11 protein-coding genes and 1 pseudogene are annotated in these 16,316 nt (G+C 59.7%); 4 read left to right on the forward strand and 8 right to left on the reverse strand.

The genetic code is table 11. From position 1 onward, the window contains the following. Positions 1–9: 9 nt before the first annotated feature. Complete coding sequence (locus K410_RS0100860; protein ID WP_028133083.1) at positions 10–795, forward strand: copper resistance protein B; 786 nt, start codon at positions 10–12, stop codon at positions 793–795. A 94-nt stretch (positions 796–889) separates the two neighbouring features. Here the strand turns inward: K410_RS0100860 and K410_RS0100865 are convergent, their stop codons facing one another. From K410_RS0100865 to K410_RS38225, 4 genes and pseudogenes are all read right to left on the reverse strand, one after another. After that, positions 890–1,327, reverse strand: a complete 438-nt coding sequence (locus K410_RS0100865; RefSeq protein ID WP_028133084.1) for a c-type cytochrome — start codon at positions 1,325–1,327, stop codon at positions 890–892. A 22-nt stretch (positions 1,328–1,349) separates the two neighbouring features. Next, positions 1,350–2,030 (reverse strand): methyltransferase family protein, encoded by a 681-nt coding sequence (locus K410_RS0100870; RefSeq protein WP_028133085.1) that lies wholly within the window; start codon positions 2,028–2,030, stop codon positions 1,350–1,352. After that, positions 2,027–2,281, reverse strand: coding sequence for a DUF2933 domain-containing protein (locus K410_RS0100875; protein WP_028133086.1), 255 nt, complete (start codon positions 2,279–2,281; stop codon positions 2,027–2,029). Before K410_RS0100875 ends, K410_RS0100870 begins: the two co-directional genes overlap by 4 nt. A gap of 611 nt (positions 2,282–2,892) precedes the next feature. Further along, positions 2,893–3,191 (reverse strand): annotated as a pseudogene (locus K410_RS38225) (metal-sensitive transcriptional regulator). Positions 3,192–3,244: 53 nt separating this feature from the next. On the opposite strand from K410_RS38225, the gene K410_RS0100885 reads away from it, so the two are divergent. The 3 genes from K410_RS0100885 to K410_RS36330 all read left to right on the forward strand — a co-directional run bounded on the left by K410_RS0100885 (position 3,245) and on the right by K410_RS36330 (position 10,310). Continuing rightward, on the forward strand, positions 3,245–5,653 hold the full coding sequence (locus tag K410_RS0100885) for a heavy metal translocating P-type ATPase (RefSeq protein WP_028133088.1): 2,409 nt from the start codon (positions 3,245–3,247) through the stop codon (positions 5,651–5,653). 425 nt (positions 5,654–6,078) lie between these two features. Next, complete coding sequence (locus K410_RS0100890) at positions 6,079–7,347, forward strand: type II restriction enzyme NmeDI-related protein (protein WP_028133089.1); 1,269 nt, start codon at positions 6,079–6,081, stop codon at positions 7,345–7,347. Positions 7,348–7,865: 518 nt separating this feature from the next. Continuing rightward, the gene (locus K410_RS36330) at positions 7,866–10,310 is read left to right on the forward strand and encodes a patatin-like protein (RefSeq protein WP_049819861.1); all 2,445 of its coding nucleotides are present in this window, start codon (positions 7,866–7,868) and stop codon (positions 10,308–10,310) included. A 757-nt stretch (positions 10,311–11,067) separates the two neighbouring features. Here the strand turns inward: K410_RS36330 and K410_RS0100900 are convergent. From K410_RS0100900 to virB10, 4 genes are read right to left on the reverse strand one after another with little or no spacing between them, the layout of a single operon-like run. Next, positions 11,068–12,240: an LPD7 domain-containing protein gene (locus K410_RS0100900; protein ID WP_028133090.1), complete on the reverse strand. Its 1,173-nt coding sequence runs from the start codon at positions 12,238–12,240 to the stop codon at positions 11,068–11,070. Then, entirely contained in the window at positions 12,224–14,170 is a 1,947-nt protein-coding gene (locus K410_RS0100905; RefSeq protein ID WP_028133091.1) for a type IV secretory system conjugative DNA transfer family protein, read from the reverse strand. Before K410_RS0100905 ends, K410_RS0100900 begins: the two co-directional genes overlap by 17 nt. Continuing rightward, positions 14,136–15,167, reverse strand: coding sequence for a P-type DNA transfer ATPase VirB11 (gene virB11 / locus K410_RS0100910; protein WP_028133092.1), 1,032 nt, complete (start codon positions 15,165–15,167; stop codon positions 14,136–14,138). The genes K410_RS0100905 and virB11 overlap by 35 nt, the downstream gene beginning before the upstream one ends. Then, a complete protein-coding gene (gene virB10, locus K410_RS0100915; protein ID WP_028133093.1) occupies positions 15,164–16,309 on the reverse strand; it encodes a type IV secretion system protein VirB10 in 1,146 nt (381 codons plus the stop codon). Before virB10 ends, virB11 begins: the two co-directional genes overlap by 4 nt. Positions 16,310–16,316 lie beyond the last annotated feature (7 nt).

Below are 16,316 nucleotides of genomic sequence, written 5' to 3' on the forward strand. Positions count from 1 at the left end.
GAGGACGGAATGCAAAAATTGCTTTCCACCTTGGTCGCAAGCGGAGGTCTTATTCTTGCGACGCTGTCGATCGCCTCAGCGCAGTCATCAACCAACTCGCTAAAGCCGAACTATTCTGACCTGAGCGTCCCACCCGTCCCCTACTATCAGCCAATGTTCCCAGATCAGCAGCCATTCGGCAGCATGCGGTTCGAGAAGCTGGAATGGAACGGGCCCGGGTCGAACGCTCGATGGGACATGGAAGCCTTCGTCGGGGGGGACTACGACAAGTTCTTCCTGAAGTCGGAAGGCTTCTATGACGGCAAAACGAGAAAGCTCGAAGAAGGACAAGTGCAGCTACTCTATTCGCGCCTCATCAGCTATTATTTTGATGCACAATTCGGCATTCGCCAGGACTTTTCGGCCAAGTCCAACCGCACCTATGCCACCATAGGCGTCGAAGGATTGGTCCCATTCTTCATCGAGATCGACGCCGACCTCTACATCAGCCAGAAGGGCGAGGTCTCAGCCGCGCTCACCGCCTTTCACGATGTTCTGATTACCAACAGGCTTATTCTGCAGCCTCGCATAGACCTCAAGCTGCAGGCGCAGCGCGTCTCCGATCTCAATCTCGGCAGTGGATTCACCGATGTCGAGCTGGGTGCTCGGCTACGCTATGAAGTTACTCGCAACGTCGCCCCCTATATCGGCGTCGTATGGGACCGCAAGCTCGGAGAAACAGCCGGTATTGCGAGGGCCAACGGAGAGGCTGTCGGCAGCCTGTTTGTTGCGGGCGGCGTTCGCGTATTGTGGTAAAGCAAGATCGAACCAGGACAGCTTGTAGAAATCCCGAAGCTTCAACCGGCTCTCTTCGACTTGGTCACTTGAAATCGAACCTGCAGCTGGTGCCTTACATGTGATGCGACCGATATTTGATGCCGTTTGCGATCTGGAGCTCTCGAACGTATCGCACGATGGCCGCCACCTGATCCTCACGGACCTGGGGTTGCGGCGGCATGTTTCCATAGGGCCAGTGATGCTGCCTCACGCCGAACTTGGCTGCCGAAAAAAATGCGGGATCCGCATGGTGCCCGGGATTGTAGATGTCATGAACAAGGGGTGGACCCTTCTCCGTCCCCGAGGCCCTCATTCCATGACAAGTTGCACAATTGGCCTCGAATAAGGGTTTGCCCTTTGTGGCCAATGCGGACAGCTCGGGCTCGGTGACCTCCACCTTAACAGATCGCGGCGGTCCGGCGGAGGACATCATCCACAACACAGCCACTGCTGCGACGAGCATTGCCGCGCCGAGGGCAAATTTGATATTGCCATACCGGACTTGCTTCATGACTTGATCTGGCTCTCTCGGATTATTTTATCAGCCGTGGCGGAAAACCGCCAGCCGATTGGCCCAGGATGCGGCTGAGCTTCGGAATGAATCCGGGCACCTTGGCCGCATATCTTGCGTATGCCTCGCCAAATGCCGCTCTGGCATCCTGCTCTTCGGCCCACGCAAGCTTGACATACATCATTGTCAAGACCGGAAACATAGCGAGCGTGAGGATCGTCGGCCACTGCAACAGGAAGCCGCACATGACCATGATGAAGCCGACATACTGCGGGTGCCGGACATAGCTGTAGGGTCCCGTCGTTGCGAGCGACCGCGATTGCTGCACATCATAAAGGACCTTCCACGCTGCAGAAATCAGGATGAAGCCGCCGCCGATGAAGACGAAGCTTAAGATGTGAAATGGACCGGCGTGCGGATTGGCCTTCCAGCCAAACATCATTTCCAGGAGGTGACCCGCATCGTGCGAAAACCAATCCACGTCGGGAAACCGCGACTGCAGCCAGCCGGACAGGAAGTAGATGGTCAGCGGGAATCCATACATTTCCGCGAACAGTGCCACCAGAAACGCGCTGAATGCGCTGAATGAGCGACAATCCCGAGGTGTCCGTGGTTTGAAGAACGTGTAAGCAAAGAAGATGAAGATCGCCGAATTGACGATCACAAGGCTCCATAGGCCGTAGGCAGGCGTGGCCTCGTTCATGACGCTCTCCGATTGTCCTGCTGACTGTCAGTGCCGTCATGGCCGTGCCCACCGTGCACGAAAACGTGCATCAGCGGACAAGCCAGCAAGGGGAGCCAAATCAGAAGCCCGAGCACGTGTGCGCGGTGTTCGGTGAACAGCAGGACACCTGCGACGATCAAAAATCCGATCACAACCAGTCCGGCGCGCGATTGAAGTGACAAACCCTTCGGCGGCTGTGCCTGGTGATCGGAACGCTCCTGCAGCGACATCGTAAACTCCTGCTACGTAAACAGTAAACAGTATGCTGCAGCGGAAGTCTTGATCGATATCAAAGGCGCGAACCGAGAGGAACGATCCGCCCACCTACGGGCTTCCGTTGTCCCGAAAAGAGAGTTTCCGGTCGCCCGCCTCGCGTCGAACATGCAGCTACATCATCGGGAATTTCTGGCTCGTTGATATCTCCAGACCCGCCTGCTCGGAGATGGCGCGAAGGAGTAGCCCGGCGGCGCCATAGGAATTAAAGCGAACGCAGAACTCCCGCCGTCCTGCGGAACCGACAGCTCATGCGCGCTCTGCCTCGCCTCGTTTGGCCAATACCGCCTATCCGAAATGGTGACACCTGCGTAAGCACTTGCCGTTGCTGTTGCCAATGGCAGTGCCAGCAACAGAGTTCTGACTGTGTGCTTGAACATAACCCGGCTCCAACTCAACGCGCCGACCGGCAGCTTTTCGCCCAAGGAGGCGATCCACGAATGCCAAAATGGCAGGAACCAACCGAGTTGCTTGTCTAGCGGCATTCGCGGCCTGCGGATCCCACTGCGGCGGCAGGTATTTCATTAAATAACATAGTCCAGGTCCGATGGGCGTCTTTGATCCGGGATCAAGCATTCGTGACCGTCGCTCGTTTACTATCCGCCCGGCCGACGACTTCCATCAGTTCCGCGATCTTCGGCGCTGATCGGCTTGTCGCCGCTGCGGATGGCGTGTTCCACGCAGTGGGCGACGTGATCCTTCAGGATTTCTTCTTCTACACGACGAAGCGAGGAACGCACGGCTGAGATCTGGGTAACGATATCGATGCAGTATCTGTCCTCGTCGACCATCTTTCGCGAGCCCGTGAACTTGGCCTTCGATGCGGTTCAGGCGTTTCTGACAAGAAGCCTTGATGTCGTTCATCATGAGCCGTACGTACCCCCCACGGGTACATTCCGCAAGAGATGGAGTAGATGATGATGTTTGAGCAGGACGCCTCAGGTTTGGAAAAAGCGCGCGGAAGCTGCTGCGGACAGTCTCACTCCACCTCCCAGGAGTCCGCAGATCACCATCGTCACGATCCAGCGCAAGGCCCGACCGTGGATCCTGTCTGCGGGATGTTGGTCGATCCCGCCACGGCTCGTCACAAGATCGAGCACGACGGACAGACCTTCTACTTCTGTTCGGAGCGCTGCCGGGCGAAATTCGCGGAAGATCCGGCGACGTACGTTCACCGCGAGACGCAGCAAGCGACCCCTCCCGACGCGCCGGAAGGCACAATCTACACATGCCCGATGCATCCGCAGATACGCCAGTTCGGGCCGGGCAACTGCCCTATCTGCGGCATGGCGCTCGAACCCGAGCTGGCAAACGCGGAAACCGGTCCGAACCCCGAGCTGATCGACATGACCCGGCGCTTTTGGGTGGGCCTCGCCCTCTCGGTCCCTGTTGTAATCCTTGAGATGGGCGGTCACCTCATCGGCGGCCATGGCTGGATCGATCAGACGCTTTCCAACTGGATCCAGTTGGTCCTTGCAACGCCGGCGGTGCTTTGGGCGGGCTGGCCGTTCTTCGTGCGCGGCTGGCAATCGGTCCTGACACGCAATCTGAACATGTTCACGCTGATCGCGATGGGCATCGGGGTCGCGTGGGTCTACAGCGTCGCCGCCACCGTTGTCCCGGGTGTCTTTCCGGCCACGTTCAGAGGGCAGGATGGAGCGGTAGCCGTCTACTTCGAGGCGGCTGCGGTCATTACCGTGCTGGTCCTGCTTGGCCAGGTGCTCGAACTGCGGGCCCGCGAAGCGACTTCAGGCGCGATCAAGGCTCTTCTCGACCTCGCGCCGAGGACAGCCCGTCGTATTCGCTCTGACGGCATGGACGAGGAGGAGGTCCAGATTGCGGTGTTGCAGCCAGGTGATCGCCTTCGCGTGCGGCCGGGCGAGAAGGTGCCGGTCGACGGTGAGATCGTCGAAGGCAGATCCTCGCTCGACGAGTCGATGGTTACCGGCGAATCGATGCCCGTCACCAAGGAGGTCGGCGGCAAGGTGATCGCCGGCACGCTGAATCGTTCCGGCGGCTTCGTCATGCGCGCCGAAAAGGTCGGCAGCGACACCATGCTGTCTCAGATCGTTCAGATGGTTGCGCAGGCCCAGCGCTCCCGCGCTCCCATCCAGCGCTTGGCCGACCAGGTTGCAGGCTGGTTCGTCCCGGCCGTCATCGTCGTTGCTATCGCGGCCTTTGCCGCCTGGGCGGTCTACGGTCCGGAGCCCCGCTTCGCCTTCGGCCTCGTCGCCGCAGTCAGCGTCCTAATCATCGCCTGCCCCTGTGCTCTCGGTTTGGCCACTCCGATGTCGATCATGGTCGGTGTCGGGCGCGGCGCTCACATGGGCGTCCTGATCAAGAACGCCGAAGCGCTGGAGCGCATGGAGCGCATCGACACCATCGTGGTGGACAAGACAGGCACCCTCACGGAGGGCAAGCCGAAGGTCGTGGCTATCGTGCCCGCTGGCAACTACTCGGAGGCCGAAGTGCTGCAGCTCGCGGCCAGCGTGGAACGCGCGAGCGAGCACCCACTTGCGGACGCGATCGTGAACGAAGCGAAGGAGCGAGGCATCCAGATAACTGACGTCCAGGACTTCGACTCGCCCGTCGGAAAGGGCGCGCTGGGAGCTGTCAATGGCAAGAAAGTTCTGCTCGGTAACGCCAGCTTCATGCGCTCGCAGGGAGTGGATACTTCCGCCATAGAAGCCGAAGCCGAGCGTCAGCGCGGCGAAGGCGCCACCGTCATCAACATGGCCGTGGACGGCAAGCTCGCCGGCATCCTCGCCATCGCCGACCCGGTTAAGCAGTCCACGCCGGAGGCGCTGCGGGACCTTGGGGCCGAAGGCGTCAGGGTCATCATGCTCACCGGCGATAACCGCACCACGGCTCAGGCGGTCGCACGCAGGCTGGGCATCGGCGACGTCGAAGCTGAAGTCCTGCCGGATCAGAAGAGCGCAGTCGTCGCCAGGCTACAGAAGGAAGGCCGGAAGGTCGCCATGGCCGGAGACGGGGTGAACGACGCGCCGGCGCTGGCCGCCGCCGAAGTCGGAGTGGCGATGGGCACAGGGACGGACGTGGCGATGGAGAGCGCAGGAGTGACGCTCCTGAAGGGCGATCTGAACGGGATTGTGCGTGCACGGCGTCTCTCGCGCGCCACGATGCGCAACATCCGCCAGAACCTGTTCTTCGCCTTCGTCTACAACGCGGCGGGAATTCCGATCGCAGCCGGGGTGCTCTACCCGACGTTCGGTCTTCTGCTGACACCGATCGTCGCCGCGGCCGCGATGGCGCTCTCCTCGGTCAGCGTGGTGGGCAATGCGCTGCGACTACGAACTGTCCGAATCTGAAACTAGCCAGCCCTGCAAGTTTGCTCGAAGAAAGTCTCGTTCCGTGGATCTTTGTCGGCGAGGACGTACAGCAAGAACCCGAGCGGCCCATGTAGAGCGTGACCAGGATAAGCCCCACTTCATAACTGTCGGGCCGGGATTCCCCGCGAACTGGTCGTAGGCACATAGGCCGTAGATGCCAGCGCGAGCACGAACCAGACAATCAGAAAACAATCATACGGTAGGGCAATCACGGCGGCTCCGAAGCGCTGATTGACATCGTTCCCGTCGGCATTGTTCCTCTTAGAGTTGGTGAGCACCGGGCAATCAAAGAGCCAGGCAGCGGAGGCGACTTGACAAGGCCTAAGCCCACCGATGATCTTGTCTATTCGCGAATTGATTGGTGATCGACTTAGACAGGCAAGAAATGTCCAAGGGAGAGTGGGGTGGCTGATCTCCTGCGCGTATTGATTGAACGTTGGCGTGATGATCCGGAATCAACCTATCGAAGTTGGTTTCTCTGGGACGAGCGACTCAAGAATTTTCGATCGATCCGGCGGGGCATTGCGCAGGTGGTCGAGGAGATCGAGGCCGGAACTTTCGGCAACGTCTACAGGGGCTCCTCGCTGGAAACGATCGTAGGCTCCATTGCGGAGCAGCGGCAAATATTCAAAGGCGCCGATCATGCCTTCCTTTGGAAGCCTAAGCTGCGCATTCCGGATATCTATGAGGATGCGCAGAACCAGCGGGCCTTCGGTCGACTGCTCCATCACTGCTCGTGTTGCAGCACCGAACAGGAGTTGATCGAGGGAATCGAGACAATCGATCGGTTGGCCATCAAAGGGCTCGGTCCGGCGGTCGCAAATCTGCTTTACTTCCTGCACCCTACCCTGATGTCGCCGTTCAACACCGCCATCGTCAATGGCTTCAATGCTGTCACCGGTTCGAAGGTCAAGCTCGGACGCTGGGATCAGTATCTGGCGATGCGAGCCGGCATGTTGCGGCTGAACCAGACCCACCGCGATCTCCTGTCGAACGATCTCGGGGCAATCGCGGGCTTCCTCTTCGATATCGGTATGGGACGTTACTCCGCGCCGCCGGTGGCCGAAGGAGATGCGGCGCGCGATGCGTGGTTCGCAGAATTGTCGAAGGCACGGGATACAGCCAAGAGACTACAGGGATCGATCGCCGCCGCCCGAGAAGGCGATCGCACGCACACGGAAATTCAGGCGTGGCTCAGGGATTTGGGGCTAGCGCTCGGCTACAAGGTCTGGGTTGCCTCAAACGATCGTGGGCGCACCCACAATGGTGGCATGCTGGCCGCTGGCTGCCTGGAGTGCCTTTCGCCGTCGATCGAAAGCTTGCCGGGGGCGGACTCGATCCGACTCATCGACGTCCTTTGGATCAACTCGGATGGCACGCGCGTGACGGCCGCTTTCGAGGTCGAACACACGACCTCTATCTACTCGGGGATCGTTCGCATGCTGGATCTCGCCTTAAGCAGCGACCTGCACGCGACGGGCGGTCTCTTTCTGGTTGCCCCCGATGCGCGTGAAGAGGAGGTTCGGGCACAACTTCGCCGCCCCGCTTTCAGTCGCGTAGCGGATTTGCAGGTACGCTTCTTGCCTTACGGCGAGTTGGAAAGGCACAGGGAAGCAATCGCGCGGTTCGGGAGCGGAATGAAAGGCATTCAGGCGATTTCGCGCATACTTTGACCGGCACCGGCCCCAATCGCGATCCGATCGGCTCCCGGACGTCCCGGGCTAAACCACTCAAGCGATCACTATCCGGTTGACGAGCGCCAGCCTGTTCGAGAGATGGACCTTGTTAAGGGCCGGCTGAATCTCGCCCAAATGAGCTCCTCTGCCAGCTATCGCGCAATCCGCTTCAGACCCCAGCTCGCTCTCCGCCGTAACATCTCTGTCACCTCATTCGGCGCCCGACGAGCCTTCCGTGATTCGTTTCATCGTCAATTCGCTCGTCGGCTGTCCAATGAGGGGCAATTCCTCATGACTCCTGAGGGGGCAAGTTTCATGGCGCGACGGCCAGTGTAGGATTGCGAGCCGCATTCGTACCTGCCCGGGAGGATGTTGCCGACGAAAGTCGGTTAAGAGCTGCCCCGGATTTCCCGACGCAAGGCTTAAGTGTGCTCCAGTTGTGGAAAAAACCTTACCTCTGTGTCGCTAGGCAGCTATTGTGAAGGGTATCGATACTTTCAAGATCGGAAAAGAGTTTGCGCGAAAAAGAACTCCGCATAGCGCTTGTTTGCTTTGGCGGTGCCTCGCTCGCTATCTATATGCATGGGATCACCAAGGAGGTTCTGAAGCTCGCCAGGGCTTCGAGCGCTCTTCATTCCGTTGCCAACCGGAAGAAGCGCTCGAGCGTCGCATTCGCAGATGTCCGCGATGCTTCCGACCCCGAATTTGATACCGAAAGGATCTATTTCGACCTTCTGCGCGACGTCGGTCGAACGGTCGACCTGCGAGTCGTGGTTGACATAGTTGCTGGTGCCTCTGCGGGGGGAATCAACGGGGTCATGCTGGCACGTGCACTGAGCCATGACCTGCCGCTGGGGAGATTGCGCGACCTCTGGCTTGAGAATGCCGATATAACTGAACTCCTGGCATCCGAAGCAAAGGCAAGTAGATTCAGCAAATGGGTTCTTCGGCCGCTTTTCTGGGCAGCGGGTCTAATTGGAAAGGGGCTCGTTAGAGACCCGGAGGTGCGTTCCAAGCTGTCGCTGTTCATGCGGTCTCGCTGGTTCGAACCGCCGTTTGATGGTCCGAAGATGACGGCTCTGATGTACGACGCGGTGGCGGCGATGGGAAGGCCACGGGAGGAGACGTCGTCTCTGCTTCCTCCAGGTCAGGGTCTCGACTTATTCGTGACCTTGACTGATTTCAACGGTCATCAACGAAGCATGCCGATTCACAGTCCGCCGATCATCCATGAGCGCGATCACCGTCACCAGCTTCATTTCAAATATCGGCGGAGCGCAAGCGGAGCTATCAAAAGCGATTTTGACATGACGAATGCGCCCGCACTAGCTTTCGCCGCGCGCGCAACATCATCAATTCCAGGAGCCTTCCCGCCGGCGCGCATTCTGGAGGTCGATCAGCTACTCAGAGACCGCTCTATTATTTGGCCGCACCGCGCGGATTTTATGGTCAGAAACTTCGAAAATTATGCGCAGATGAATGTTGACGCTGCGTCCGTGCCCTTCATCGATGGCAGCGTCTTGAGCAGCCATCCGTTTCGCCAGGCGGTCAGCGCCATCCGAGGCCGCGCCGCTTATCGTGAGGTAGATCGACGGGTCGTTTACGTTGATCCCAATCCCACACCAACGGGCTTAGCTGCCCATCACGGCCTGCCGGGGTTTTTCTCGACATTGAAAGGCGCGATGTCCGAGATTCCGTTGTCGCAACCTGTAACCGACGAGCTTGGCTGGATAGCCGACTTCAACGAACAAGTGCGGCGGCTCAGATCGATCGTGGATAGCGCTCGTCCTCATATCCGGCGAGTTGTGGAGGAAGTCGAGGCCTTCGACTGCGAGGGGTCGGACAGCGCGGCTCAGATTCGCGGTTGGCGCGAGCAGGCAAACGTGAGGGCCGCTCGCGACGCGGGCTTCGCATACGATGCCTATGTGCGTCTGAAGCTCGCCTCGGTGCGAGATTTCATCAGCCGAATGATAATGGAGATACGCGGCGTTCGTATGGAATCGCCGTTTGCACGGTCGATCACGGAGATCATAGACGCCTGGGCGATCCGCGCTGGTGTAATATACGAGCCCGCAGACAGTTCGTCTGTGCGTGGAGTTACAGGCGGTGAGATCATCCCGAAGTGGATCGCGTTTTTGCTTACATTTGACATAAGTTATCGAAAGCGCAGGCTACGGTTTTTGATTGAAGGTCAAAATCGCCTTTCCCAAATGCTCGGTTCACAAGAGTTCGATGGGCTAGACGCCGCCAGCGTCGACCGCTTGAAACGTAAGTATTACGAGTGTGCCGAGGCGCTGGAGCGGAGAGAGACGGAAGCCAGCGTCAGCGCGACCACGCGCAATCTGGTCGAAGACATCTTTCGGGCAGGTCCATCTCCGGCTGAAGTCAAAGAGATATCCAAATTTGCGCAGTCGTTTGTGACGCGACATAAGGATCGGATTGATCTCCTCATCGAGCACTTGGGCTCGGACGTGGACCTCAAATCCACTACCTCGGACCTCGACGTTCTCCTTGCCGAAACCGAGCGGTGGCCACCGCGTGCAGCGCATGAGGTCCTGGTGAATTACCTCGGGTTTCCCTTCTGGGATATTGTGACGTTTCCGGTCATGCCGTGGCGCGAAGTTGGGGAGTTCAATGAGATCCGGATTGATCGCATCGCCGCACAGGACGCTGTCGGCATCAACAGACTTGGTACATTCCGGCTAAGGGGAACTGGCTTTAGTCAATCTGCAGCGTTCCTGTCGCGGGCTTACCGTGAGAACGATTACCTACTCGGCCGCCTGCATGCCATGGACCGTCTGATCGATATTGTTTCCGAGGCGGCCGGTCCGGACTCTCAAACTCCAGCTGCCATAGCGGCAGCCAAGAAGCGAGGATTTCTCTGTATTTTGGATGTGGAGGAACGCCACCTACCCGCGTGCGGGAAACTGATTGCTGAACTAAGGGCTGCGCTCACCTGAGACGAACCCAACGATCCAATGATGCGGGATGGTTGACTGCGATATGAGATGCTCAATGAAACTCGCACTATCAGCGTTCGCGATGCAAAAATGGACCGACTTGGACTCGACGATCTCATGTGCCGATTGGACTTGGCAATGCCAAACTTGGCCGAGCTGACCGTCGTCAACCCCCTATCCTTAAAAAAAAGTCCGCCCCGGGCGGTTAGACCGAGATGGTGAGTTGATATAACGAAAGCGGTTGCGGGAGCCGCTGTCACATGCGCTTCATCAAGCTGGTGGTATCTCGCGGTCTCGGTTATCCGTTCGACCGACAAAAGCTGTGTAGGAAAGGCACAAAGGCAAAGGGCCTGCTTGCAAAAACGGCTTTCTGGTAGTCACCCCCCCACGTCGGTCAGTTTGTATCTTACAGATCTGAATGTCATCCGCGACCTGCTTTCGCGTGATTTGTCCAAAGGCCGATGAGCATCTTGCCGTAATGACGACGCCCACGCCACAGGTGACTCTCGGCGAGGCTCGTGTGCGGCTGAGCAAAATCTCGTCTGGCTTGGCCAGGCCTATCGGCGAGCCCAATTGCCTGGGCCTCCCTGGTCAGTGCGGGTTCTCGACGGTTCGGCAATTCCCGAGGGTCAGTCGGAGTCTGCGGTGCGCGGAATCATTGCGTCCGATGAATTATCTTCGAAATGTCAGATTGTGAATCCGCGCGACGACGTGACGTGATACAAAGTCGAAAGATTGATTGCATGAACTCGCGCATTCAGCGCTCTCGCTCTTGCAGCCTCACTCGTTCGCCGCCCCGGCTTTGCCGGACCTCTTCTTTGTTGCGCCCCGATTGCTGCCGCTCTCCAACGGGCTCCATGACGGTTGCTCGCGCAAACGAGTGCCCCTGCTCGAGGCGTTGGGCGATGCGCTCCTTGGCGAAAGCCAGAATGCTCTGGCGAGCATTCTCATCGTTCGGCAGAGCGCGTTCGACAAGCTTGTTGATGACGACAATCTGGGATCGGGCCGCGAGCAGGTCGGAATCATGCGAGGCAGCCGGTCGGTCTGCACGGCGCGCCTCCACCGTTACACTCCACCTGTTGCGCCACATCTGGCGCCGTTCAATGCCAGCGTTTCCTGTGGCGGTGTCTATGGAGTTGATCGTCCTGATGATGGGTTCGACGCCATCCCTGCGCAGAGAGATGCGGTCGCCAGGCCTGGCGCCACTATCTGCGACATCAGTTACAACGCCGACGCCCCACACCTGATGTCGCCGGCCATCGCCCAGTTCGATGGCTACATAGGTTGACGGCTCCGCGTCGGGTCGGTTGCGGTAGGGGCCAATACCGACCTCCATCAGACGTCCGGAAACGCCCTTGTCGTAATCGAGCCTATCCGCCTTGGTTGACCTGTCGGAGGTCGAGCGGACCCCTACGTCGTTGGTCCGGGGGTGGGCTCGATCCCATGCGACTCGTCGGTCAGCGAGCGCCTGGCTGTCAAGCTCGTTTGGCTGATAGCCCTTCACGTCGATCCCGCGTGCGGCAGCCTCCAGCCAAGCCTCGCGTCTAAACTCGACAGAACCACGGACGTGAAGCGCCTCCCACTGGCGATGTTGTGCCACGCTGACCATATCGCGGATCACCTCAATGGCAGCTAGGCGGGTGACCAGGCGATCGTCAGTGGCCTTGAACGCGAGGTACTCTTTCCGCTCATCGGCATAGAGCCGCGCTTCCCGGGCGGATCCATCCTTTTCGGTTTGACTGGCCACCACGTAATATTTGCGGCGGATGCGATCGGGGAGAGCATTGTCGAGACCTTCCGTGGAGGAAGACTTGTCAGTGGCGGCCTTGCTTCCGGAGTCATCGCCCCTCTTGTCTCTGTTCGAAGAATCCGCGGCGCGGCGGTGCCGTTCGAGGCTGAACTCGTTGCTATCATCATGTGTGTCGCTCATGCTGCTGTTCGCTCCGCTTGCGGCCGGGCCGTCGCGCCGGCGGGATGGCCTGGGCGTCGATATAATTCAGAACCCAGGCCTTCATGTCGTCTTCGGAAAGGCCTTCGAGGTCCACATCCACGTCACCGAAATCAAAACTGGCGCCTGCAGGAATCGTGGAGGGATCGGCCACCTCCTCGTCGGTCATGGGTCGTGCTCGGAATACCGCACGCAGCTCGGCGATCTCGGAGCGCAACTCCTTGATTTCGGCGTCGAGCAGTGCATTTGAACGCGCTTTGGGCATCTTGGGGACAGGCGCCGGCAGCAATCGCTTCAGAAAAGACTTGTCCTCGTAGTAGATGATCTTATCGGCGATGATTGGCGGAATGCCGGTGCCAAGAATGAAGGCCTTGGACTTCGGAAGAAGCTTGAGTTCTTGTGGCAGCATGAGGGCGCGCCGGTGCTGGGACACTGTTTCGCTGATTGCACGCATCGCGAGCCCTTTTGGTCCGCTGCGGCTGCGGGCGTTCACGGTCTCGTAGCCGATGCGCTCCGAGAGCTCATTCGCCACGTCCTGCTCTTTCGGGGCAAACACGACCTCGACTGCGTGGTTAGTCATGAAGTTGCGGGCTGCGTCGATCCCGTAGATGGCGCGCAGCTGCGCCGGGCTCTGGACGACAGTGAGAAGGCGGATGCCGTAGCCGGCGATGAAGGCGACCGATTTTGCCAGCACATTGACATTGCCGAGCGCCGGAAATTCGTCCATCAGCAGCAGTACCTTGCGATTGAGTTTGGGGTTTTGTTCTGGCAGCTCCCGAGTATTGAGATCGACCACCTGCTGAAAGAACAGGTTTAAGAGCGGCGCCATGCGGTCGAGATTGTCAGGTGTCACCCCAAGGTAGATCGACATGGGCTCTTGGCGAAGCTTCCGCAGGTCAAAATCATTGGTCGAGGTTGCGGCATCGATGCGGGGATTGAGCCAGAGGCCGAGCCGTGCCGTCACGGTCTTGCGGACCGAGTTCAAGGTGTTCTCTGAGGCAGCAAGGAAGTCGTTCAGCGCTGTGATGCAGTACCGCGAGAGCGGTGAAAGACCCGCCTTACGGTCGGCGATGATCTTGTCGAAGTGGGCTTTCAGATCCTGGGTCGCCGACAGCTGGCGCAGGATCTCGCCGATCGTCAATGGCAAGCCCGGCGTTTCCGCGACGTACCCGCCGATCGCCACAAAGGATGAACGAGCGGCCTCAAACCAGAACGGGTCCCCGCGGCTCTCGGCCGGAAACAGCATCACCGCAATGCGCTGTAGGTCGTCATACAGGTCGGCGGGATCGCTGCGCACATATCCCAGCGGATTGTAACGCGCAGTACGACCGTTCTCGTCGAGCGGATCGAACAAATGGACCTCCTGCCCGTGGCTAGCGCGAAAGCCGGCCGAGCGATCCCAGTTCTCCTTCTTCACATCCAGCGCAACAACCGAATCCGGCCAATTGAGCAAGTTCGGAATGACATAGCCGACCCCCTTCCCCGCGCGCGTTGGGGCATAAAGGAGGACGTGCTCCGATCCGCCGAAGCAGAGCATTTTTCCATCCTTGCGGCCGAGCAGTAGACCCTCTTTGGATCGCAGGCCGGCAGCCCTGATCTCGCGCTCGGATGCGAAACGGGCTTTGCCGTGAAGGGGAACCGGACGGTGCCGGAGGATGGCGCCGAGCAGGCCAAAGACTGCAATCAAGCCAGCGAGGGTCGACAGCGTCAGCCAACGGTCGAAGCGCGGATCCGTGCCATAACGCGGCCAGCCTGTGGCGATCTCCGACCAGTGGAAGCCGCCATCGTGGAGTCTGAGCCCGAGCAGCAGAACGTTCGAGGCGACCAGCAGGAAAACGGCGCCGGCCGCGAGCGCCAGCGCCGTGCCGAGGCCGGTCTTAACGGGCGTGGTCGCGTTTGCGAACGGGGTCATAGTAGATTTCCGAGATGCGGTAGCGGCCGTTACGCTTCTGCATCTGCACCACCACGTCGACCAGATGCAGCAAAAGCGAACGGATATCGTCGCGGTGGAGGTCACGTCCCTCCGCACTCTCTTTGGCCAGCAAGGTCATCTGTTCGAAGGCAAGGCGAGCGCTGTCGGCGTGAACCGTCGTGATCGATCCTGGGTGCCCCGAATTCACATTCCTGAGATAAAAGAAGGCGGTGCCGTCGCGCAGCTCCTGCAGCAGAATGCGGTCAGGCCGCATGCGCAAGGACGATTCCAGGAGTTCGCGGGGGCCGATCTTGGCCACACCCTGCCCATCCTTGGCATAGAGCAGCCGGACGCAATTTTGATGTGGGATGACCAGCTCGGCGGTGTCTTCGATGGTGATGAGCCGCTCGTGCTCCGGGATCGCCGCAATCAACGCCTTGGATAAAGTAGTCTTGCCCGACCCGGTTGCTCCCGAAATCAGGATATTGCGACGGGTGCGCACCGCAAGCTCTAGGAACTCGCGCCAATGGCCGGCTTCTTTCAGGGCCAGCAGTCGATGCTCGTCGGCATCCAGGTCGTCACTCGCGGAGCGGACCGCATCAAATAGCTCTGCCCGCTCGAGCGCTTTCAGGTTCATGGTCAACGATGAGGGCTTGCGGATCGTGAGACTGATCATGCCCGCCGGGACCGCGGGTGGCACAACGATCTGACAGCGCTCGTCGCCGATCAGGCTGGTCGAGACCACCGGGTATTCCGGCCCTATATCCTGTCGGGTGTGGCTGGCGGCTGCGGTTGCAAGATGTGAGAGGTAAGTTTGCGTGAGGGCAGCTAGCTCATGCCGGGTCCAACCGTCAGTCCCCTCCACGAAAACCTCGCCCGGACGGTTGACGACGATTTCAGTGAGGGTGTCGTCGGCTAGGTATGGAGCCAGCGGCTCGAGGTACCGCGCCAGCACCAACCGTCCGCCATCGTGATTGCCCGATGTGCCTGCGCTCATTTCGTCACCACAGCCGGACCCACGATGCCTCCGGGGAGGGTACGGTCGAGAATTTGGGTGCGGCTCTCGATCCGCTTGAGTTGGTAGACAGACGAGAAATCAAGATCGCGCGCGACAAAGATATTCACGAGCTCGCCTTGGTTCTTGCTCAGCGTCGGCGGGATGTTGATGGACTGCTCGACGGCGATGCCGGCGGCGGTGTTGCTCGCACCAGCAGTGTTGTTGATCTGGATTGAGCCGTCTTGCAATTGCTGCCGCCCGATCGAGGAGGCATCGCTGACGATCGACAGCAACAGCGCCGAACCGAAGCGCTCCCAGAAATGCGTGTCGATATCGCCGTCGAACCCTGCGCGGCCCAGTCCATCCGTGGCAGGCGAGGCCAGCGCCACGATCACGCCCGTCGGCGTCTTGGCGCGCGCCCATAGCACAAACATCCGTTTGGAGCCGCGCCGGACATTGCCACGATATTCCCCGACGACTTGCGTGCCCTTTTCCATCAGCACCACGTTGCCGGAATCTGACATCACATCGCGCAATACGACGCAGGAGACGAAGCCAGCCACATCTGAGGACATCGCGGTCTCGAGTACGCAAGGGATCGACGTGCCCTGGGTGACGAGAAGATTGCGATTGGGAAGTCGGGCTGCGCGCACGCCTTCGATTGGCGTGGGTTTCAGCTTGTCCGCAAGCTCGTTCCGTGGCTCGGCCCGCCCAAAATCAAAGGGATCGACCGGGACGCTTCCGGTCAGGCCATCACGGGGCGGACGCCCCGATGCGACCGGCCGGTTATAGGCCAGTACCGGCGCGCGCCGCGCGCTTTCGAGCATCTGGTCCGCAGCGGATACGGCGGCCGCCGGTGTGACAGCAATAGGTGCGACCGGAATGGACGCGGTGGTGATGGGTGCGGCAGGTGGCTCTGCGGCGGGCTCGAAGGCGGCCGCCTGGCGGATCATGAGCTTGCGGGCGGACTCGCCGACCGGCTTGTCGCTTTTCCAGGTTCCCCAGATGACCAGAAAGGCGAATGCGGAGAGCGCTAGCGCGCCGAAGCCGCGTTTGAGCATCGCTGTTCGACCGTTGTCCCCACCTCCAACCGGGGTAATGCCGCGCTCGCCGGCAAGCGTCTCGTTCTCAAGCTCGGTCATGTTGCGC

This window comes from Bradyrhizobium sp. 22 (assembly GCF_000482425.1).
GTDB lineage: Bacteria > Pseudomonadota > Alphaproteobacteria > Rhizobiales > Xanthobacteraceae > Bradyrhizobium > Bradyrhizobium japonicum_B.

Excerpts from the sequence above, each read along its gene's own strand:
- K410_RS0100905 (WP_028133091.1), bottom strand. The coding sequence starts at position 14,170 with ATGACCCCGTTCGCAAACGCGACCACGCCCGTTAAGACCGGCCTCGGC.
- K410_RS0100860 (WP_028133083.1), top strand. The coding sequence starts at position 10 with ATGCAAAAATTGCTTTCCACCTTGGTCGCAAGCGGAGGTCTTATTCTT.
- K410_RS0100870 (WP_028133085.1), bottom strand. The coding sequence starts at position 2,030 with ATGAACGAGGCCACGCCTGCCTACGGCCTATGGAGCCTTGTGATCGTC.
- K410_RS0100885 (WP_028133088.1), top strand. The coding sequence starts at position 3,245 with ATGTTTGAGCAGGACGCCTCAGGTTTGGAAAAAGCGCGCGGAAGCTGC.
- K410_RS0100865 (WP_028133084.1), bottom strand. The coding sequence starts at position 1,327 with ATGAAGCAAGTCCGGTATGGCAATATCAAATTTGCCCTCGGCGCGGCA.
- virB11 (WP_028133092.1), bottom strand. The coding sequence starts at position 15,167 with ATGAGCGCAGGCACATCGGGCAATCACGATGGCGGACGGTTGGTGCTG.
- K410_RS0100900 (WP_028133090.1), bottom strand. The coding sequence starts at position 12,240 with ATGAGCGACACACATGATGATAGCAACGAGTTCAGCCTCGAACGGCAC.
- virB10 (WP_028133093.1), bottom strand. The coding sequence starts at position 16,309 with ATGACCGAGCTTGAGAACGAGACGCTTGCCGGCGAGCGCGGCATTACC.
- K410_RS0100875 (WP_028133086.1), bottom strand. The coding sequence starts at position 2,281 with ATGTCGCTGCAGGAGCGTTCCGATCACCAGGCACAGCCGCCGAAGGGT.